The following is a 21,526-nucleotide window of genomic DNA, read 5'->3' on the forward strand; positions in this document are numbered from 1 at the left end:
TATATTTTCACAATATTCTAAATATTAATCTTCTGCTATCTGATTAATACGAAGGTTGATACATTGATTGCATCCGTTCATGAAGCAATGCTGCCGTTTCTGTCATTAATGTTTTTCCGATCTCATCCACATGGCGATTGCGCCAGTTTTCTAATTCCGATCCTTTGACCCATTGATTAAAAGCTCCTAAAGCCGGACCACAGTGAATTTGATAATCGACCTTCGAATGTTCGCTTCCGCTGATTGCCAAGTTGGAGCTGTATCTGAAGTACCACCTGAAAATCAGAGCCATTTTATGTTTCGGATTTCGTTCAGCCTTCTCAATTTCTGCTGCGGGATAATGTAATGTAATATCTTCATATATATCTTCTATACTGCGTTTGAAGTATTTCTCCTCAAGCTGAGTCAACGTCTTTGCATCCAGCTCACGTATTGACCCATATCGCTGGTACAGTTCATATAATTTGCTTGCCCGCGCCGGAAAGAACACGCCTTTCTTCAGCACTTGCACTTTGCTGCCCGATTCAAACATATCGCCTGCAGGCGCATAGGCTGTATCTTGTACATTCATCTGCTGAAGCAAATCCTTTACTTTATCACTTGTTGCCGCCTCAACCGTACATTGATTGATTGAGCCTGTAACAATAAAATCCGCACCAAGCATAAAAGCTGCCACCGCTGCATCAGGCGTTCCAATTCCTCCAGCTGCACCAACTCTTATTTTTTTCGGATATTGATATTTTTTCATCATTTCATCTCTTAATGATGTCATCGCCGGCATCAGGCTGTATGCTACACCGCCATCTGTATGACCGCCTGAATCAGCTTCCACACAAATATCGTCAGCCATCGGAATGCACCGCAATAATTCAGCTTCATTCACTGTGATTTTATTTTCTCCTAAAAGCTTTTGCAGCATATTCTCAGGCGCAGGACTCAGAAATGATTCTGCAACTTCCGGCCGTGATATTTTCGCAATGATACGATTTGAGCATATAATTTCACCATTGTGGTTTCGTTTCACTCCTTTTGCGCGATACCTTATCAATGCGGGAGTGACACTTAAAAATGCTGAAGCTTCTACATTTCTCACTTGATGCTTTAATAATAGATCGATCATTTTTTCTTCTGATTCAGTATGTTTCATATTGTGGACGAGATTGATGCCATAGGCTTGTCCTTCCCCTAACTCCCCTTGAATGGTGAGGATGGCATCTTCAACCTCATTCAGGCTCAGGCCGCCTGTGCCAAAGAACCCCATCATTCCCGCTCTTGACAGCTTTACTACCATTTCTTTCGAAGCAATGCCGCGGTACATTCCTCCTGCAAGATAAGCATATGTAAGATGATAATCCCGTTTAAACTCATCACTTCCTAATGACTCTGCCGTAATCCCAGCTTGAACATTAGGTCGATGGTCAGCAGCTTCTGGATGACTTGAAGCATGTTTCTTTTCGGGTGCATGTGTTAACGGTTCTGCTTCATTTTTAATCCGATGGATGAGGCCGGTCAAAACAGTTCCAGGCCCGATCTCTTCAAACTCCATTTCTCCTCTTCCCATCAGAAAACGTATGCTGTCCGTCCATTTCACTGTGCTGTCCATTTGTTCAGATAACGTCTCTTTTAACCTGTCCTGACGATACGGCTCTGCATAGACATTCGAGATAACCGGGATAGCCAAAGACCCAAAATGGAATGAGTCAATAAATTGCTTAAATTCCTGTTTTGCTTCATTCATATATCTGGAATGAAAAGCTCCGCTTACGTTTAAAGGATGAAACAGCTTTACATCCTTGGTGTTTTCAAAAACCGTTCGGGCTTTTTCAACCTCTTTTTTTTGGCCGGAAATCACAATTTGCCGGAGCGTATTTTCATTTGCCACATCAATGTCATGGAGACGGTGCTCTTCTAAAACGGCTGTAACTTGTTCCCTATTCAAGCCGATCACAGCAGCCATTCCGCCTCCTGTAATTCGTCCCATCAGTTCGCCTCTTTTTTTGACAAGTCTTAATCCTGTTTCAAAATCAAATGCACCCGCTGCAAACAGCGCATTGTATTCTCCTAAGCTATGTCCGGCCGCAAAATCAGGTTTTCTGCCGGTCTCCTCTACTCTCTTCAAATAATTGAGTGCATTGACGACGTACAAAGCCGGCTGCGTGTACTGGGTATGGTTTAAATCCAAATAGGATTTTTCGGTACAGAGCTTTTCTATTGAATAGCCCAATATTTGATCTGCTTGGTCAGTCAAATCCTGATAGTGTTCAAATAGCCCTTGTCCCATCCCCTTTTGCTGGGAGCCTTGCCCTGGAAAAACATATGTAATCATCTTGTAAACTTCCTTTCTGGTTTACGGAAACACTCAACCGTATTCAGATTTTTCAGCTCCTGATGAAATGGTGTCATAATCGAGCAGCAGCGGTTAGTTGAATCTCCCGGGATCAGCTGTTTCACAAAAGCAGTTAAGGTGCCGGACGGACCTAAATCGATAAACCGGCATGTATGCTGGCTTTCCAAATATCGAATCGCTTCGCGAAATTTCATTGGCTCTCTGACCGCATTCCAAAAGAAATGCTTGTCCATTTCGTAAAGGCAGCTTCCCGTTAAACTCGATATAACCGGTATTGACGGGTTTTTAAAAGAGATTGATCTCAAAAATTCTGCATAGGCGCTTTCTGCCGGATCAATAAGCGAAGAATGAAAGGCATAAGACACAGGCAACAGCTGGCAAAGAATCTGTTTCTCTTTTAAAGCCTCCATGATCTGCTTTATGTTTTCTTCTTCACCAGAAATGACGAAGTGCGAATCATAATTGATAGAAATGAGTTCACTATTTCCAAACAGCTGCGGATAATCATTCAGTAATTGCGGTTTATCAAGAATGGCAAGCATTTTCCCTTTATCGCAAGATTTTTGGATAACTATAGCCTGTTCAAGTATGCAATCCAGTATATTCTCTGCGTCTGACACACCTGAAACAGCGGCCGATGTGAATTCTCCCAGACTTGATCCCAATACGTAATCAGGATAGATTCCCCTATCTTCTAAAACTTTGTATAAAGAATACTCAACCATAAAGATTGCAGGGTGGGAAAAAAGAAGGCTGTCAAACGGTTCCGCCACACGTTTAGCCGGATGATAAATTTCTTCAACAATGGACGTTCCGATTCGCCGCGCTGCAATGGCATCCATTTCAAGCATAGATTGACGAAACACGATATTTTCCTTAAATAATTCCTTCCCCATATGATAGTACTGGGAACCTTGTCCGGAAAACATAAAAACGAGCGGTTCATTCATATGCATAACCTACTTTTTTTATATTTATGACGGCTATTTAGATTTCTCTCAATGTATACAATACACAGCAGCGAGTGAAATGTAATATTTAATTGAAAAGACATAATGTAAAAAATAAGAAGAATCAACTTTTAGGAGGATTGCTTTTGGTGCTCTGGATGCGGCTCTATTATGAAGTGGTCTAGGTGTATGTTGATATCTCAAAATTGATATAACATAATGACAGGATCAGCAAAGAACATCGACTCTATGATTTGGGTGCGGTTAAATAGAAGGCCATCTTGATGTGAGAGCGATGGTCTGTCATGATATGCCGGCTGACTGGACATAGTTCAAATATCGTGCGGATATGTTTTATCAGCCTCTTTATGTAACAGTATATAAACTTATTCATTCAGAAACAGTGTCTTTAGAACGATTACATCTCCAAAACTTTATACCTTAATAAAAGAAAATCTGTCCTTAGCCTGTTCATACGGTGCATGGGTCTCAGGAATAATTCGTTTTAGCGGGGCATTGGCTCCGCATCTTTTTTTATGCGATGAATTAACCCTGTTAAAACATTTCCAGGTCCTATTTCCTCAAACTCCATTTGGCCTTTTTTCATTAAGTAGCTTATGCTCTCAGTCCATTTCACTGAATGATTGATTTGATCAGCCAGCGTTTGCTTCATTAATTCGTATGTATACGGTTTGGCATACACATTCGAAATAACCGGGATAGACAGAGGTGAAAAATGAAAGGTTTGAAGGAACTGTTCGAATTCTTCTTTTGCTTTATTCATGTATCTGGAATGAAACGCGCCGCTTACGTTTAAGGGGAGTACCATTGTAACTTCAGTCATCGTTTCAAAAAGAGATGCGGCTTTTTCAATCTCATCTTTTTTTCCTGAAATCACAATTTGATATGGGGCGTTCACATTGGCGATATCAACATCGTGTAAATGATATTCTTTCAGAGCCTTTGCAACCTGCTCTTCATTTAATCCCATAATAGCGGCCATACCGCCGTTGCTCACCATACTCATCAGCTCGCCTCTTTTTCTGACAAGCTTTAAACCTGTCTCAAAATCAAAGGCTCCAGCTGCAAATAACGCATTGTACTCACCCAAGCTGTGCCCGGCGACAAAGTCAGGCTTAGCTTCTTCTTCCCTGATTTTTTTCAGATAGCTTAATGCGTTTACCACATATAATGCCGGCTGGGTAAATTGCGTTTTGTTTAAATTGGAATAAGGATTTTCCATGCAAAGACGTTTGATTGAATATCCTAAGATCTCATCTGCCTGAGCCGTCAGTTCTTTAAATTCATCAAATAGATCGCTGCCCATTCCCTGTTTCTGTGAACCCTGGCCCGGAAAAACATATGTGATCATTCTCTCAAAGCCACCTTTCCAATTAGTAGATGTGTTTCACTTCTGTATCATTTTATAAAAAATAGTGATGACCGGATAAATAGTAGCATGTTCATGTTGATGGTAACCTCTGTAAATATTATCCGTCAAGTTAATTTTTCCTACAGTTTACTTGATTGTTTTCCTGATTTTTTCAATTGAGGCATAAAGGATCAGGGGATATAGCAGAACATAAGAAAAATGACCTGTATCACGTATAGGGCGCGGATATGATGAGAATACGCTTTGCTTATCTCCTGAGCCTTGTTCGAAATAAATAAAATCGTTCTATATAATCATTTTAAAAATGACCAATCATTTAGATATTCGAAGGAAAATAGGATAATAGATTCAGAAGGCTTATTTAAAATCAAAAATACCTTTTTGGTTTTTACGAGTGCGAAATTTCACAAAATATTCTTTTTTATCAATTTGAAAGTAAATATTATACTGAAAAAGATCCTCTATCGTATGGCCGGGTGTTTTGCCAAATGAGTGACCAGGATAAACCCGTACATAGGGAGAAACCTCCGACTTAATCCTTTGAATGCTTCTGAACATCTCTTCTGCAGAACTTCCATCATCCTCACATATGCCGCACCCTTCTGTAAATACCGTATCTCCGGTAAACATACTTTCAGAAAACAAATAACACATTCCGCCGGCTGTATGCCCCGGTGTGAGAAGGCATTGCGCTCTTGTGTTGCCTATGCTGATCGTCTGATGATCATGCAAGCCAATTAAATTTCGGCAGCTGAATTGATAATAATCAATTTCTTTTTTCGACATATAAACTTGAATGTTAAACATCTTCGTCAGCGGCTCTACCAGGTTAACGTGATCATAATGAGAGTGTGTCAATGCGATTGCTGTTAATTCAACTTCCAGCTCGGAAAGTTTAGTTGTTATTTTACTCAGTTCCCATGAGGGGTCAACAACAATTGCAGATCTGCTTACAATATCTTCAATGATATAGCAATAATTCGTCCAGCCCTGATACCTAGTTTTAATTGGATGTACCTTATACGTAAGATTCATTTACACCATTCCTATCATGTAAAGTTCTTAAATGATGGGCAAACTGTTCAACCCTCAGTCGTCTTTCATTCCACTTTACCAAACAGCATGATTGTTTTCCATTTTTTTCAGAGACCCTTGTTCCTTCTGCATATAAAAAAGCTATTCTTCTGGAAGCATGTCCAACGAGAATAGCTTTTTCGCACTATATCTTAGGGATTTCTTTCTTCTGTCTCATTTGTTTCTTTCACGCAAATTGATTCTACATGCTGCATAATGACACGTTTGATCCTGTCTTTATTCACTCTCACAGGGTCAAGCATCGCATGTAAAGCCAAGCCATCAATAAGCGCGTAAAGTCTCTCAGCTTCAATATCTTTATCAGCATCCTGCCTCAGTAAATCGAATTCATCTAAATAGGCAATCAGATTCCGCATGCCGCTGTAAATTCCGTCATGATTCGCATCAAACATATCCTTTTTATGTCTGGCGTAAACCGTAAAAGCAAACCACACCTCCATCTCTCTTACCGTTTCTTCATTCGTTGGGACAATTTCAAGCAAAATATGTAACACTTTTTCCTTAGGGGGCACATTCCTCATTGTAATGTCCTTAATTCGGGCCATCACCTTTTCTTGAACGAGTTTCATTGCAAAAACAAGCAGTTCATCCTGAGTAGAAAAATAATGGCGCAGCGCACCTAATGACAATCCTGCTTCCTTTGCAATGTTCCTGGCTGAGGCTCCCTCCATCCCCCGTTCTAAAATCACCCGCCACGTTGCTTCTGCAATTTCTTTTCTTCTTTTCTCATGGTCAATTTGTTTTGGCATAGCTTTATTGTAACAAGAAAAAAATAAGAGAGCAATTTTATAATACAGTTGTATTGCAAAAACAAAGATGGTAACATATTATTTAAATAATACAACTGTATTGAAAAGAGGGGAATGGATTGAACGGTATCGCATGGATGATTGTCTTCTGTGAAATTGCGTTTTGGGTTGTGATTGTTTTAGGGCTTGCTGTACGCTACCTATTCAAACAGCATACATTAGGACTGCTATTCCTTGCCTTAACTCCAGTTATCGATTTGATCTTATTAGCGGCAACTGGTGTGGACCTTTACCGCGGAGCCTCAGCGACTGCTGCCCATGGGATTGCTGCTGTTTACATCGGGATATCGATCGCCTATGGGAAACAAATGATTCAATGGGCAGATGAAAAATTTCAATATTATGTAACAAAAAAAGGCGCAAAACCGCTGAAACGTTTTGGAATGGATTATGCCAAGCACTATGCGAAAGGCTGGATAAGACATGTGCTGGCCTACCTAATTGGTGCAGGACTATTAGCAGGGATGATCTATTTTATCAATGATTCCGCCCGAACCGAGGCATTGAGCGGCATTCTTAAACTGTGGACTGTCATCATAGGCATTGACTTTCTCATTACTGCCAGCTATTTTATTTGGCCAAAAAAAGAGAAAGCTTCGGCGAATCTCAGGAGTTAACATGATGAAAAAGGTCCTTCCCCAGCGGAAAGGACCTTTTTTGGTTTTGTCAAAATATGTTATACTATTTTCATTAAAAAACAGACTTATAGATATTTTGGGCTAATTCAAGAGTAACTGTTTGTATGAGTAAGCAGGTGAAGGGAGTGTTATACTTGAGCCAAAAAGAACAGAACGAACACTCTAAAGATTTTAACCTAAGATCAAAATTAATCGAAATTGTCTCTATCACTTTTATCGTTGCTATTGCACTTGTAGTAATCTTCGGCGGCTATTTTTTTGGGATCAAAGGATTATTCTCTATACTGGGCGTCACATATGATTCAAATCAAACATTAGTTTTATTTATTTTAGTCTGTTTTGCTGTCGGCTTGATCATAGACCCGCTTACAAAGATTATCTCTATGATTTTGGCAAGATCACTTTCATTGAAAAAAACTGCACTTTTTGCTTTTATACTGTACTTTGTGAGCAATTTCATAACGATCTGTTTTGCAGATTACTATATGCAGTCTATATATATTCCAGATGTCTTGCTTGTTGTGATATCAGCTTTGATGGCTTTCATTGAACTTGCATTTGATGACTAGCCTAATGGGGAAGCAGCTTAAAATTGCCTGTGATAATTTAAGTGTTTTTTGCTTTTATATCATTCTCATCGTCTAATTTGGAAGATAGTCCACAATAAAATGTAAAATGATGAGTGGAATCATAGAATCGATAATGATAGATATGGAAGAAAACAAAGTACAATTCCACAACTCCTTTTATTTTGACATTACCAGTTATAAAAGCGGATAAAAACAAGTATTTTCCTTTCATAATTCAAAATAAAACTCCCTGTTCACATGAACAGGAAGCAAACCACAATGATTTAATTTAAATTCTGCATTCTACAATTATTCTTACATTCGGATCATCGAGTTCATTCAAAACGATAATCATATTTGGACCACATGCCATGTTCCCACCCCCTTGCCCAAAATATACATTAATTTCAATTACTTGTAAATTACAATTTTGTTATGCAGAGGAATGTATCCATGAACTATTATGCATTAACACTGTTCACACGTTTACAATAGTTTCTTTTAATTGATTACTTCAAATCAGTACAAAAAAAGCATTGATCCATTCAAAGAATGTCTCAATGCTAAATTTTCCTCTTCGCCCAATCCCGCTACATCACGCGTTTGAACATCTTTTCCATCTCATAAGTGGAATGGTGAATGATGATCGGACGGCCGTGCGGGCATGTAAATGGGTCTGATGTGCTTCGGAGGTCGTCCAGAAGCGCTTTGATTTCGTCGTTTCTAAGGTGGCGGTTTGCTTTGATGGAGCCCTTGCAGCTCATCATAATCGCCGCTTCCTCGCGCAGTTTTTTAATATCAATATGTTTGGAGTCGAGCACCTGCTGAATGATTTCTTCTATCAGCTCAGCTTCTTCTCCCTTTGGAAACCAGGCCGGGTGGCAGCGGACGATATAGCTGTTAGAGCCGAATGACTCTAAAAAGACACCGACGCTTTCCAGTTCTTGTTTGTGCTGTTCAATAATCAGCGCCTCGTTCGTGGAGTAGTGGAACGTCAGCGGCACGATCATATCCTGCACCTCAGGCTCAACCTCTCCCACCTTTTCGCGGAAATATTCGTACTTAATACGCTCTTGGGCGGCGTGCTGGTCGATAATATACAGGCCGTTTTCGTTTTGTGCCAATATATAAGTCCCATGCATCTGGCCGATCGGGTACATAATCGGAACCCGCTCAGACGTTGGCTCAGGATGTTCTTCTTGATGGTGTTCCTGCTCAAAAGCCACAGGCTGATCTTCTGAAACATCAGGCACTTCAATCCTATGTTCCTGATCAAAGCTAGGTGGAGTATCAAATTGAGCAGAGGGCAATTCTTCCTCCGTATTAACCCGCTCTTTCACGACTGAGCTGAGCTTCATTGGTGAATAAGATGGCGCAGGCGCTTTTTCCGGTACTTTTCTTTCCGCAGGCTTTTCATCAAAGGTTATGAACTGCTGCTCATTTTTGATGGCAGGTGCCGATTTTTTCGGGAGCTGGGCACTTGGAATCAGCTGCTGCTGTTTAAATACATCTTTTATTCCGTCACGAATTAAGTCATGAAGCTCTGTTTCCTTGCTGAGACGGACCTCAAGCTTCGATGGGTGCACGTTGACATCAACTAAAATCGGGTCCATCGTAATTTCTATAAAGGTTATTGGATGGCGTCCAATCGGCAGAAGCGTATGATATCCCTCATGCACCGCTTTGACGAGCGGGAAATTTTTAATATAACGGCCATTGATGACAGACGACATATAGTTTCTCGACGCCCGTGTAATCTCTGGGAGGGCGATATATCCCTTGACTTCAAAATCCAATGAGCTCACATGCAGCGGAAGCATTTTTTTGGCGACAGCCGTGCCGTAAATCGCCGCCAGGACATGGCGCACATCTCCGTTTCCGTTCGTTTGAAGAAGATTTTTCCCATGATGGCGCAGGCGGATTGATACCTCCGGATGGGCCAGAGCAATACGGTTGACCACATCTGTAATGTTCCCAAGCTCTGTATGAACGGTTTTCATATATTTCAAACGGGCCGGTGTGTTAAAAAACAGATTGGAAACGACAATTTCAGTTCCCTTTCTGCTTGAGGAACGCGATTCAGAAATCATGTTTCCTCCTTGGAGTACGAGCTTCGTCCCTGCTCCTTCACCGGTGCTTGTCGTAATCTCTAGATGAGAGACTGACGCGATACTCGGCAGTGCCTCTCCCCTAAAACCAAGCGTTCTCACCCTGAATAAATCATTTTCATCTTTTATTTTACTCGTTGCGTGGCGGCGGAAAGCACGCTTGCAATCTTCATTTTCCATTCCTTCGCCGTTATCCAGTACGCGAATGGATGCAAGGCCTGCTTCCTCAATATCGATTTCAATGACTGTGCTGTCAGCGTCAATCGCATTTTCCACCAACTCTTTGACGACTGAGGCGGGCCGCTCCACAACCTCGCCTGCCGCTATTTTATTTGAAAGCTCATCTGACAGCTGGATGACTTTTGCCACATTCATCACCCCGTTTTAATGTAATTTCTTTTGCAGCTTATACATTTCATTCATCGCTTCAAGCGGTGTCATATCCAATATATTAAGTGATTTGAAAGCATCGAGCACTTGCTTTTCTTTTTTTGAAAGCTTTGGCGCTTCCACCCGCTTTTCCGCTTCGGCAAAAAAGGACAGCTGTGCCGGCTCTTCTTTCACCTGAGGTTTCTGCACCGGCACTTCCGGTTTGTTCCCTGAATGCTCAAGCTCTTTTAAAATATCTTGAGCGCGCGAAATAAGATCTTCCGGCAGTTCAGCAAGCTGGGCTACATGGATACCATAGCTTTTGTCAGCGGCCCCTTCTTTAATTTGATGAAGAAAGACAACCGTTCCGTTATATTCTTCAGCGCGAACATGAACGTTTTTCAGCTGCGGCAGCTTGTCCTCAAGCACAGTCAGCTCGTGATAGTGCGTGCTGAACAGCGTCTTGGCGCCGATATGATCGTGAACATATTCGATAATGGCTTGTGCCAGCGCCATGCCGTCATAAGTGGACGTTCCCCGCCCGATTTCGTCAAACAAAATCAGACTGTTTTTCGTCGCATTTACAATCGCATTTTTAGCTTCAAGCATTTCCACCATAAATGTACTTTGTCCGGAAATCAAATCATCTGCAGCGCCGATTCGTGTAAAAATTTGATCAAAAATCGGAAGCACCGCTTTTTTCGCAGGTACAAAGCAGCCGATTTGCGCCATGATGGAAATGAGCGCAATTTGTCTCATATACGTGCTCTTCCCTGACATGTTTGGACCGGTAATGAGAAGCATTTGTCTGTTATCGCCCATCATACAATTGTTCGGGACGTATTCCTGGCTGTCCATGACTTTTTCAACAACCGGGTGTCTGCCTTCTACCACTTCGACTTCATCTTTAGAGAACTCCGGTTTCGTGTAGTGACGATTTTCACTGATTGTCGCAAAGCATTGCAGTGCGTCCAGCTCGCTCATCTGTTTGGCAAGCTGCTGCAGCCGCGGAATATACTGCTTCACTTTCTCGCGCAGCTCGGTAAACAGCTCATACTCCAGTTCACAGATGTTATTTTCTGCTTCTAAAATGAGCGCTTCTTTTTCTTTTAATTCAGGTGTAATGTAGCGCTCTGCATTCGTTAACGTTTGCTTCCGCTCATATCGCCCTTCCTCAAGCAAATGCAAATTCGCTCTTGTCACTTCAATATAATAACCGAAAACTTTATTGAAGCCGACCTTTAAAGAGCGAATGCCCGTATATTCGCGCTCCTGCTGTTCCAAGCGGGCAATCCAGTCTTTTCCGTTTCTGCTTGCGTCACGGTATTCATCAAGCTTTTGATTGTATCCGTCTTTAATCAGGTTCCCTTCTTTTAACGATAAAGGAGGGTTTGCGTACAGCGCTTCTTCCAGCAATTCAAGCACATCCCCGCAAGGATCAATCCGTTCGGCACGTTCCTTGGCCTTGTCATGAGCCAGTGAAGCAACCAGCTGTTTAATGCCAGGCACTTGCTTTAACGATTCCTTCAGTTGTATCAAATCCCGTGCATTGACATTTCCAAATGCAACGCGGCCTGCAAGGCGTTCTAGGTCATATACTTCTTTTAACCGTTCACGCAGGTCTTCCCGTTCGAAGAAATGGGACATCAATGTTTCCACCATTTCTTGGCGCTCTTCGATTTGATTGACTCTGATAAGCGGCCGGTCAATCCACTGTTTAAGCAGCCGGCCTCCCATTGCAGTTTTTGTTTCATCCAGCAGCCACAAAAGAGAGCCTTTTTTATTTTTCGAACGGATCGTTTCAGTCAGCTCCAGATTTCGCTTTGAGTACAAATCAATTTTCATCGCTTCCTCAAGCTCATACACCTGTACGGGCTGAAGATGATCAAGACTGCGCTTTTGGGTTCTTTTCAGATACGTATACAAGCGCAAAAATGTTTTTGTTACATCTTCATTATCTAAATGCTCAATGATCATTACGTGTTCGTCTGTTTCACCATCTTCAATTGAGATCGTTGCACCGCACCGCTCTTTCAGCTGTGCGACCGTATCGGCATCCAAGCTGCCTGAAACGACGATTTCCCGTGCGCCGACTGAATAAATTTCTGATATGACATCTTCGAGCCGTTCAATCAAAACAGCCAAATTTTCTCCCGTTGTTAAATCAGACAGCGCCAGCCCGTATCCATTCGAGCAGACGGAAACAGACGCGATAAAGTTGTTTTCTGATTCATGGATGCCTTTGCCGTCCATTACAGTTCCGGGTGTAATAAGCTGAACCACTTCTCGTTTCACAACGCCCTTTGCGGCTTTCGGATCTTCCGTCTGTTCACAGATAGCCACTTTATACCCTTTTTTAATCAGCTGCTCGATATACGCGGAGGCAGAATGATACGGCACACCGCACATCGGTATTTTTTCAGCCGCACCGCCGTCTCTGCTTGTTAACGTAATTTCCAGCTCTTGTGACGCTTTTTTGGCGTCCTCAAAAAACATTTCGTAAAAATCACCAAGGCGAAAAAATAAAAAGGCATCCTGGTGCTCTGCCTTTATTTTTAAATATTGCTGTATCATAGGCGTATAACCGGCCATTGTTTTATCCCTCACTATGTATCAACGTTTCTATTTTCCAACCTTCATTATAACATAAACAAAAGGTGATAAAAGAATGATATATCAATATAAAAAAGAGACTTGGGGGTACTGTCTCCCCTAGTCCCTTTTTTATTCTTCAGGATCTCCCACTAAAAATTCCGGGTTGATGTCTTCCAGCTCTTCATCAAGCTCATCTTCCCAATCTTCTTCGTCTTCCTCTTCCCAATCAGGATTGACCTCAACCACTACCTTTGTTTCTCCTACCACTTCCGCCAAAAACTCCCTTTCTGCCTGCACAACAATTTTATTTCCATTCGGTGAAATGGTCACTTCTAGACAGTTAGGCTGCTGAAGGACTTTCGCAATTACTTCATGTTCATCATCTAAGTAATTGTTGTCTCTGTATCTGAGTTTAATGACATCTACGTATTTCACCCGTTCTGTGACAACCTCTGTTTTTGTGTTGTCCGCGTAAGAGTACCATACGTTTATATCATAATACCCTTCAATTTCTACTGTTTTTCCGATTTTTTCAGCGTCATACTTGTGGTTAATGATCCAACCACCCAAAATGCTGCTCGGTTTTTTCTCAGGGGAGATGGTATTGGTGCATTGGGTGAATTTTCTGCCTTTCGCTACTACCGCCTTCGTAATAATTTCCCTGTATTCAGACATTCCGGCATGCCTCCTTGTTCTTCTTCGTGTTATCTTATGCTGGGCATTTGTCTAGTGTGCATTTTTATAAATAAAATATAAAAATACAAAGTTTCTGTTCCATTGTATGCAGGCGTGCCTAGAAACTTTACTTTTAAGTGCGATAAAGTTTACTCGCGGCTGAGCAGAGAAAAACAAATTGAACATTTGGTACATAGATTATTTAGTTCATTTTTAGCCGCTTGAATAAAAAAAACACGGGCCAGTAAAGGCACCGTGTTTAGAGAGAACAGCTGTTATTTGAATGTTTCACCTTCGAACCGGTTTCCCCTTTCAGCAGGTCGCCTCCGGTTGACGTGATGATTTCATTTGTGACTTGATTGGAAATGGTGTGTGCAACGAGCTGCAGAAGGTCATTTACCTCCATCTGCGAGTCTCTGAATTCCTGGATGACAGGAATCTCTTCAAGCTCTTCTTGCAGCGCGTCAATTTTTGCTTCTACTTGTTTGAGCGCTTCATGCTTTTCATAATGCTTCAGATTGACAGCTTGCTTTTGCAGGGCTTTAATCTGATTAACAATTGTAGACACTTTGTCATTCTCATTGATTTGCGCCTCAGCCCGTTTGAAAAAATCAACCTCTTCTGTTTCAGAGATCATTTTTGCAAGGTTTCGTGCCTGCTGCACAATGTCTTTTTTTGAGTAGAGCGTCATCTTATTTCACCTCGATTGCTTCTCCTACCATTTCTCCGTCAAGCGACCATGTTTTCGCTTGCTGGATTTTCACGCGGACGATTTTGCCGATGGCTTCCTTCGGCCCTTTGAAATTGACAAGCTTGCTTTTTTCAGTGTAGCCGGCAAGAATATCAGGATTATTTTTGCTTTCACCTTCAACTAATACTTCGACAACCTTGCCTTCGTATTCCTTCATTTTTTTAGCAGAAATTTCATTCACCAGTGCGTTCAGACGCTGCAGACGTTCTTTTTTCACGCGCATCGGTACATTATCCTTCATTTTGGCAGCCGGAGTGCCCTCACGCGGAGAGTAAATGAACGTATAGGCGCTGTCAAACTCTACTTCACGGTATAGAGAAAGCGTTTCTTCAAACTGTTCGTCCGTTTCGTTCGGGAATCCGACGATAATGTCCGTTGTCAAAGATGCGTTCGGCATTGCTGCCTTAATTTTTCGCACGAGCTCCATGTAACGCTCTCTGTCATATTTGCGGGCCATCAGCTTCAGAACCTCTGAGCTTCCTGATTGAACCGGAAGATGAATGTGATCAAGCAGGTTTCCGCCTTTTGCCAGCACTTCAATGAGACGGTCGTCAAAGTCACGCGGATGACTCGTTGTAAAACGGATTCTCGGGATATCGATTTTTCTCAACTCATCCATCAAATCACCGAGGCCGTACGTCATATCTTCAAAGTCTTTTCCGTACGCGTTTACGTTTTGACCTAATAGTGTAATTTCCTTGTAGCCTTCACTTGCGAGCCTTCTCACTTCCTGAATGATCTCTTCAGGGCGGCGGCTTCTTTCTTTTCCGCGTGTGTAAGGCACAATGCAATACGTACAGAATTTGTCACAGCCGTACATGATATTGACCCAGCCCTTAATTTTTCCGTTCCGGACTTTCGGAAGGTTTTCAATAACGTCCCCTTCCTTGGACCAAACTTCTATGACCATTTCTTTTGAAAGGTATGCTTCTGACAAAAGCTCTGGCAGGCGATGGATGTTATGTGTTCCGAAAATCATATCGACAAACGGATGCTTTTTCAAAATCCGGTTCACGACTGATTCCTCTTGGGACATACAGCCGCACACGCCTAAAATCAGATCGGGATTGTTTTTTTTCAGCGCTTTTAAGTGCCCCAGCTCACCAAACACCTTGTTCTCGGCATTTTCACGGATCGCACATGTGTTTAACAAAATGACATTGGCATCATCAACAGAGTTTGTCGCTTCGTAACCGAGCGCCATAAAGATCCCTGCCATAACCTCTGTATCGTGTTCATTCATTTGGCAGCCGTACGTACGGATATAGAACTTTCTTCCGTCTCCCAATCCTTTAAATTGTTCAGAAATTTTAAAGTCATTATGATAAGTAACGGCTTCCTTGCCTCTTTTTTTCGCATCTTTTAAGGAAGGCGGAATATAAACAGCTTCAAAGTACTTGCTGTAATCCTTCTCGGATTTTTTGTCCGATGGATTAACTTGTCCGCTCTCTAATTTTTGCTTTTCATTCATGTCATGATTTCTCCTTTCAAACCAAACTTCCACCCTTCAGTATAAAGGTTATTGAAGCTCTGCACAACTGGCAACCTATCATTGTACACTCATTGAGAATAATAATCAATAAGGAATCAAAAGAGGAAGAGTATACTCTTCCTCTTACAATAGCTGGAGCTCCTTAGCCGTCTTTTCGATGACGGCAAGCGCCTCATCCAGTTCTTCTTTAGTGTGCTCAGCGGTAATAATCGTGCGAATTCTGGCTTTTCCCTTTGCTACAGTCGGGAAAACGATGCTTTGGGCAAAAACGCCGCGAGAAAGGAGCTGATCAGAAAATTGCTTTGCCACTCCTTCGTCACCTATTAAAATAGGAAGAATTGGCGTCTCACTCTGCGTGAGCGTCAGACCCATTTTCACCAGCATGGATTTAAAATAGGCCGTATTCTCCCACAAGCGCTCCATATGCTCCGGCTCTTCCAGCAAGACATCAATCGCTTCCATACAAGCTGCAGTGACAGCCGGCGGATGGGATGTGCTGAATAAAAACGGACGGCCTTTATGGCGCAAATAATCGATCAGCACCTTTGAACCTGCGGCGTAGCCGCCGAGCACTCCTATTGCCTTGCTTAACGTTCCGACCTGAATATGGACTCTGCCGTCCAGACCGAAGTGATTCACCGTTCCCCTGCCGTTTTCACCCAGCACTCCCGATGCATGGGCGTCATCCACCATTACAAATGCGTCATATTTCTCAGCGAGTTCTACAATATCAGGCAAAGGAGCTATGTTGCCATCCATGGAAAATACGCCGTCTGTCACAATCAGACGCATCCGATAATTCATTGACTTTCTCAGCACCCTCTCTAAATCACTCATATCGACGTGCTGATACACCTTTTTATCCGCCTTTGTCAGTCGGATTCCATCAATAATAGAGGCATGGTTCAATTCATCTGAGATGACAATATCCTCTTTTGAAAGAATACTTGAAAGTACGCCTTGGTTTGTTGTGAAGCCTGATTGGAATACAAGTGCCGCCTCCGTTTTTTTAAAGGCTGCCAGCTTTTTCTCAAGCTCTTGATGCATTGTAAATGTACCGGCAATCGTTCTCACTGATCCGGTGCCTGCCCCAAATTGCTGAACGGCCTCCTGCGCGGCTTTGATGAGTCTTGGGTGTGAAGTAAAACCGAGGTAATTATTAGAAGAAAGCTGAATGACGTTTTTGTGATTCACTGTGACAGCTGGGCCCTGCATTGATTCAAGCTGTTTGATCTCTTGCCATGTATGGTTTTCTTTCATTTTATCAAGCTCTGTTTTTAAAAACTCAAATTCCTTCATCATGTTTATCCCCCTTTATGGAAGTAATATCACTTTTCCGCACTGGCCGCTTCTCATCAGTTCAAATCCTTTCTCAAACTCCTCTAACGGAAACTGATGGGTAATAACAGGTGAAAGATCGAGCACGTTTGAGCTGAGCAATTGAGACACCTGCCGCCATGTCGAAAACATTTTTCTTCCTGTGATTCCTTGAATCGTAAGTCCTTTAAATACTACTTTATTCGTTAAATCAATTGTCACCGGATGTTCCGGCAAGCTGAGAATATGAAATCTTCCGCCATTCGCAGCCATCGCAAGACCTTGGGCAATCGCTGAGGGATGACCCGACATCTCACAAACGAGATCCACTCCTTCCCCATTCGTTAAAGCGCTTACAATTTTGAGCGGATCTTCTTTTTCAATAGAAACAGTACGTGTAGCTCCCATTTGTTTGGCAAGCGCCAACCTGTATTCATTTTTATCAATCGCTATCACTTGAGAAGCACCTGCTGCTTTTGCAACCGCAACAGCCATAAGACCAATCGGTCCGCATCCGATGACTGCAGTTGTTCCTCCTGCGGGCTGGCTCTCGAGTACTGTGTGAACCGCATTTCCTAAAGGTTCTTGAATGGAAGCAATCGCCGGGTCCATATCGGCGGGATTCTTCCAAACGTTATCAGCGGGGACTTTCACATACTCCGCAAAACAGCCTGCCGTGTCCACCCCAATAATAGCTGTATTGATGCAAACATGAGATTTTCCGGTTACGCAAGGGACACATTCACCGCAGACAATATGCGTTTCAGCAGACACATACTCCCCTACTTTTACATTGCCGGCATTCTCTCCTACAGCTTCAACAATGCCGCTGAACTCATGGCCGAAAACATAGGGAGTTTTGATTCTCTGGCGTGCCCATTGATCCCAATTATAAATGTGCACATCCGTGCCGCATATGGAAGCAGCTTTCACTTTTATGAGGACTTCATGTTTATCGATCTCAGGAATGGGAACTTCAGTCAGTACAGCACCGAACGACCCCTCCTTTTTCATTAGAGCTTCCATCTTTCCACTCCGCATGTACAATCCCCCTTGAAAAATTCTTATTACATTCGGATTGTACCATGATATGGACTAAGCGTAAACAGCACTGTCTTTCTGAGAAAGACAAAAGTATCTGTCTTGAAAAATGGGCGGAATTTTTTTCTGAAACGTTCTAAAACATTTCTGACTTGTGTATATCCGTCATTTATATGCTGAAAATACTATTGGAAGAAAATATCACAACAAATGAAAAACAACCTGTTTGCTCACGCAAACAGGTTGAGAATGCTTTATTTGTTTTTACCGAGGCTCCACGATTAATTTAATCGCCGTTCTTTCTTCCCCATCGATCTGAATATCAGTAAAAGCCGGAATACAAATCAAATCAACGCCGCTTGGCGCCACAAATCCCCTGGCAATCGCCACAGCTTTTACAGCCTGGTTTAATGCACCCGCTCCAATCGCTTGAATCTCGGCGGCCCCTCGCTCTCTTAACACACCTGCAAGTGCACCTGCCACTGAATTTGGACTCGATTTTGCTGAAACTTTTAAGATTTCCATTTCTGCTCCCCCTTAGTTTTACAATGGATAAGTGAGTGTTCATTAGAACAATCATTATTAGATGTTGCTATCCAAAAAGCCATCCCCACAATGCTTTTCAAAAATAGCGGGCTACCTTCCATTTTTACTATATTCACTAAGAAGTTGCTATATTCCTGCTTTTCTTTTTAATATTTTTATAAAATAACCCTATGCTAATTATTCAAAGAACATGTGATCATCATTGATCAGAATACGTTCAATTTTGACAGCCTTTTTCGTTTGATCGTCGATGTCAATGACAACTCCGCTCAGCGTTGTTTTTCCTTCAGCGACAGTAAAGCGGACTGGAAGGTTCGTTTTGAATCGCTTAATAATCGTCTCTCTGTCCATCCCCAGTATACCGTCATATGGGCCAGTCATTCCAACATCAGTAATATATGCCGTCCCCTTCGGCAAAATGCGGTTATCCGCTGTTTGCACGTGTGTATGAGTTCCGACGACAGCTGATGCCCGACCGTCTGTGTACCAGCCGAGTGCAAGCTTTTCACTTGTCGCTTCGGCATGGAAGTCGATAAAAATGTACGGTGTTCTTTTCGAAGCTTCGGCAATCAATTCATCCGCTTTTAAAAACGGATCATCAAGCGGCGGTAAAAACGTACGTCCTTGCAAATTAATGACGGCAAGCTCTTTGCCGTTTGCTTTCACATATGTGATCCCTTTTCCCGGTGTTCCTTCAGGAAAGTTTGCCGGGCGAACCAAGTTCGGAACGTCATCTATAAAATCGAAAATTTCTTTTTTATCCCATGTGTGGTTCCCCATCGTGATTGCATCTGCGCCGGACTGGATTAAGCTGTGATAAATTTTTTCCGTCAGGCCTTTTCCATGTGCGGCGTTTTCACCATTAATAATGGTAAAGTGAGGCTTATATTTTGTTTTTAGCTTTGGTACATATTCTTTTACCATGTCACGGCCCGGTGAACCGACAACATCTCCGATAAATAAAATTCTCATTTTGTAAATCCTTTCTTCTTAAAAATTCCTTGACCATCAAAAAAATAAAGTGATGCTTAGCGCATCACTTTATTTTGCATACTCTACGGCTCGAGTTTCTCTGATTACTGTCACTTTAATATGACCTGGATAATCGAGCTCGTCCTCAATTCGCTTACGGATATCTCGCGCCAGTCGATGAGCTTCAAGATCATTAATTGAATCCGGCTTCACCATAATACGCACTTCGCGTCCAGCCTGAATGGCAAATGATTTTTCAACACCTTCGTAGGACTCAGAAATTTCTTCGAGCTTTTCAAGTCTTCGAATATAATTCTCGAGCGTCTCACTTCGCGCGCCAGGTCTTGCAGCGGAAAGCGCATCTGCTGCAGCTACCAGCACAGCGATAATGGAAGTCGGCTCCTCATCCCCGTGGTGTGATGCAATACTGTTAATCACGACTGGGTGCTCTTTATATTTGGTCGCAAGCTCTACCCCGATTTCAACGTGGCTTCCTTCTACTTCATGGTCAATTGCTTTCCCGATGTCGTGAAGAAGGCCCGCACGTTTAGCAAGCTTTGCGTCTTCTCCAAGCTCCGATGCCATTAGACCGGCCAAGAATGCGACTTCCATGGAATGCTTAAGCACATTTTGACCGTAGCTTGTACGGAACTTTAAGCGGCCGAGGATCTTGATGAGATCTGGGTGGAGGCCGTGAACGCCAACCTCAAATGTCGTTTGCTCACCCATCTCACGAATATAGTCATCGACCTCGCGGCGAGATTTTTCAACCATTTCTTCAATCCGTGCCGGATGAATACGGCCATCCTGAACGAGTTTATCAAGAGCAATCCTTGCTGTCTCACGTCTGATCGGATCAAATCCGGAAAGAATGACAGCTTCAGGCGTATCATCAATAATCAGGTCGATACCTGTCAGCGTTTCAAGCGTACGAATGTTACGCCCTTCCCGTCCGATGATACGTCCTTTCATCTCATCATTTGGAAGATTGACAACTGATACCGTTGTTTCGGCAACGTGGTCCGCTGCGCAGCGCTGTAAGGCGAGTGAAAGAATGTTTTTCGCTTTCTTATCCGCCTCTTCTTTCGCGCGGTTTTCAGTTTCTTTTGTCATGATGGCGATGTCATGTGAAAGCTCGTTTTCAACCCGCTCAAGAATGATTTGTTTTGCTTCATCACGAGTCAGACTCGAAATTCGTTCCAACTCTGACTGCTGCATACGAATCATCTCATCCACTTTGCTTTCCATCTCTTCAATATGTTGTTGTCGTTCATTCAGAGAATGATCTTTCTTCTCCAACATCGCTTCCCGTTTATCAATTCCCTCATGTTTGCGATCAAGGTTTTCCTCCTTTTGGAGTAAACGGTTTTCTTGTTTTTGAAGCTCATTTCGTCTTTCACGAACTTCCTGTTCAGCATCTATTCGAAGTTTGTGGATTTCATCCTTTGCTTCAAGCAGAGCTTCTTTTTTCAGTGCTTCAGCATCACGCTTTGCATCTTCAAGAATTTGCTCGGCTGCACCGCGTGCGCCCGCAATTTTCGCTTCGGCAATGGTTTTACGAACAAAGTAGCCAACAACTAAACCGAGTAGAATCAGCAAAATGGAGATGAGAACCATCATAATTGGGGTCATACTTTCACCTCCTCTTGCTATGAACTTGGTTGTTGCTTAAATAAGTGTCGGCATGTACATTGTCTAGTTTTCTCAACATACAGAACCTTCACAGGGAATGAGTATTTTCATCGCCCTTGTCAAGTTTAAAATGGTTTAACAATCATGTTAAAAAAACAAATGTTACAACTTCATTGTAAATGTGTCGGAAATACTTGTCAAGCTTGCCATCTTAACGTTTGCCGACT

At 42.5% G+C, this 21,526-nt stretch carries 17 protein-coding genes and 1 pseudogene; 2 read left to right on the top strand and 16 right to left on the bottom strand.

Annotated elements, in window-relative coordinates; translation table 11 throughout:
* Window positions 1-43 precede the first annotated feature (43 nt).
* The 6 genes and pseudogenes from fabD (AC0DBE_RS06070) to AC0DBE_RS06095 all read right to left on the bottom strand — a co-directional run bounded on the left by fabD (AC0DBE_RS06070) (window position 44) and on the right by AC0DBE_RS06095 (window position 6,534).
* Window positions 44-2,326, bottom strand: a complete 2,283-nt coding sequence (gene fabD / locus AC0DBE_RS06070) for an ACP S-malonyltransferase (protein WP_087987073.1) — start codon at window positions 2,324-2,326, stop codon at window positions 44-46.
* On the bottom strand, window positions 2,323-3,297 hold the full coding sequence (locus AC0DBE_RS06075) for an acyltransferase domain-containing protein (RefSeq protein WP_472961464.1): 975 nt from the start codon (window positions 3,295-3,297) through the stop codon (window positions 2,323-2,325). The genes fabD (AC0DBE_RS06070) and AC0DBE_RS06075 overlap by 4 nt, the downstream gene beginning before the upstream one ends.
* 505 nt (window positions 3,298-3,802) lie before the next feature.
* Entirely contained in the window at window positions 3,803-4,669 is an 867-nt protein-coding gene (fabD, locus tag AC0DBE_RS06080; RefSeq protein ID WP_072566295.1) for an ACP S-malonyltransferase, read from the bottom strand.
* A pseudogene (locus AC0DBE_RS06085) lies at window positions 4,666-4,966 on the bottom strand (hypothetical protein). Before AC0DBE_RS06085 ends, fabD (AC0DBE_RS06080) begins: the two are co-directional and overlap by 4 nt.
* A gap of 81 nt (window positions 4,967-5,047) precedes the next feature.
* Window positions 5,048-5,725 (bottom strand): MBL fold metallo-hydrolase, encoded by a 678-nt coding sequence (locus AC0DBE_RS06090; protein WP_242733250.1) that lies wholly within the window; start codon window positions 5,723-5,725, stop codon window positions 5,048-5,050.
* A gap of 191 nt (window positions 5,726-5,916) precedes the next feature.
* The gene (locus tag AC0DBE_RS06095) at window positions 5,917-6,534 is read right to left on the bottom strand and encodes a TetR/AcrR family transcriptional regulator (RefSeq protein ID WP_014113847.1); all 618 of its coding nucleotides are present in this window, start codon (window positions 6,532-6,534) and stop codon (window positions 5,917-5,919) included.
* A gap of 119 nt (window positions 6,535-6,653) precedes the next feature.
* Here AC0DBE_RS06095 and AC0DBE_RS06100 point away from each other — a divergent pair, with 119 nt between their 5' ends.
* A complete protein-coding gene (locus AC0DBE_RS06100) occupies window positions 6,654-7,211 on the top strand; it encodes a hypothetical protein (RefSeq protein WP_072182668.1) in 558 nt (185 codons plus the stop codon).
* A gap of 155 nt (window positions 7,212-7,366) precedes the next feature.
* A complete protein-coding gene (locus AC0DBE_RS06105) occupies window positions 7,367-7,801 on the top strand; it encodes a regulatory YrvL family protein (RefSeq protein WP_079287761.1) in 435 nt (144 codons plus the stop codon).
* Between the two features lie 590 nt (window positions 7,802-8,391).
* Here the strand turns inward: AC0DBE_RS06105 and mutL are convergent.
* The 10 genes from mutL to rny all read right to left on the bottom strand — a co-directional run bounded on the left by mutL (window position 8,392) and on the right by rny (window position 21,299).
* Window positions 8,392-10,278, bottom strand: a complete 1,887-nt coding sequence (gene mutL, locus AC0DBE_RS06110; protein WP_041520962.1) for a DNA mismatch repair endonuclease MutL — start codon at window positions 10,276-10,278, stop codon at window positions 8,392-8,394.
* Between the two features lie 15 nt (window positions 10,279-10,293).
* Window positions 10,294-12,870, bottom strand: a complete 2,577-nt coding sequence (gene mutS, locus AC0DBE_RS06115) for a DNA mismatch repair protein MutS (protein WP_072182671.1) — start codon at window positions 12,868-12,870, stop codon at window positions 10,294-10,296.
* Between the two features lie 132 nt (window positions 12,871-13,002).
* On the bottom strand, window positions 13,003-13,548 hold the full coding sequence (gene cotE, locus AC0DBE_RS06120; RefSeq protein ID WP_003221022.1) for an outer spore coat protein CotE: 546 nt from the start codon (window positions 13,546-13,548) through the stop codon (window positions 13,003-13,005).
* Between the two features lie 259 nt (window positions 13,549-13,807).
* A complete protein-coding gene (ricA, locus tag AC0DBE_RS06125) occupies window positions 13,808-14,239 on the bottom strand; it encodes a regulatory iron-sulfur-containing complex subunit RicA (RefSeq protein WP_003231834.1) in 432 nt (143 codons plus the stop codon).
* Window position 14,240: 1 nt separating this feature from the next.
* Window positions 14,241-15,770, bottom strand: coding sequence for a tRNA (N6-isopentenyl adenosine(37)-C2)-methylthiotransferase MiaB (miaB, locus tag AC0DBE_RS06130; RefSeq protein ID WP_003221018.1), 1,530 nt, complete (start codon window positions 15,768-15,770; stop codon window positions 14,241-14,243).
* A gap of 144 nt (window positions 15,771-15,914) precedes the next feature.
* Window positions 15,915-17,093, bottom strand: a complete 1,179-nt coding sequence (locus tag AC0DBE_RS06135; RefSeq protein WP_014113842.1) for a glycine C-acetyltransferase — start codon at window positions 17,091-17,093, stop codon at window positions 15,915-15,917.
* 12 nt (window positions 17,094-17,105) lie between these two features.
* On the bottom strand, window positions 17,106-18,149 hold the full coding sequence (gene tdh / locus AC0DBE_RS06140; RefSeq protein WP_472961470.1) for an L-threonine 3-dehydrogenase: 1,044 nt from the start codon (window positions 18,147-18,149) through the stop codon (window positions 17,106-17,108).
* A gap of 264 nt (window positions 18,150-18,413) precedes the next feature.
* A complete protein-coding gene (spoVS, locus tag AC0DBE_RS06145; protein ID WP_003154135.1) occupies window positions 18,414-18,674 on the bottom strand; it encodes a stage V sporulation protein SpoVS in 261 nt (86 codons plus the stop codon).
* A 198-nt stretch (window positions 18,675-18,872) separates the two neighbouring features.
* A complete protein-coding gene (gene ymdB / locus AC0DBE_RS06150; RefSeq protein ID WP_003221012.1) occupies window positions 18,873-19,667 on the bottom strand; it encodes a 2',3'-cyclic-nucleotide 2'-phosphodiesterase in 795 nt (264 codons plus the stop codon).
* Window positions 19,668-19,736: 69 nt separating this feature from the next.
* Window positions 19,737-21,299, bottom strand: coding sequence for a ribonuclease Y (gene rny / locus AC0DBE_RS06155; RefSeq protein ID WP_003221010.1), 1,563 nt, complete (start codon window positions 21,297-21,299; stop codon window positions 19,737-19,739).
* Window positions 21,300-21,526: the final 227 nt, after the last annotated feature.

The organism is Bacillus sp. VA15, from assembly GCF_055721145.1.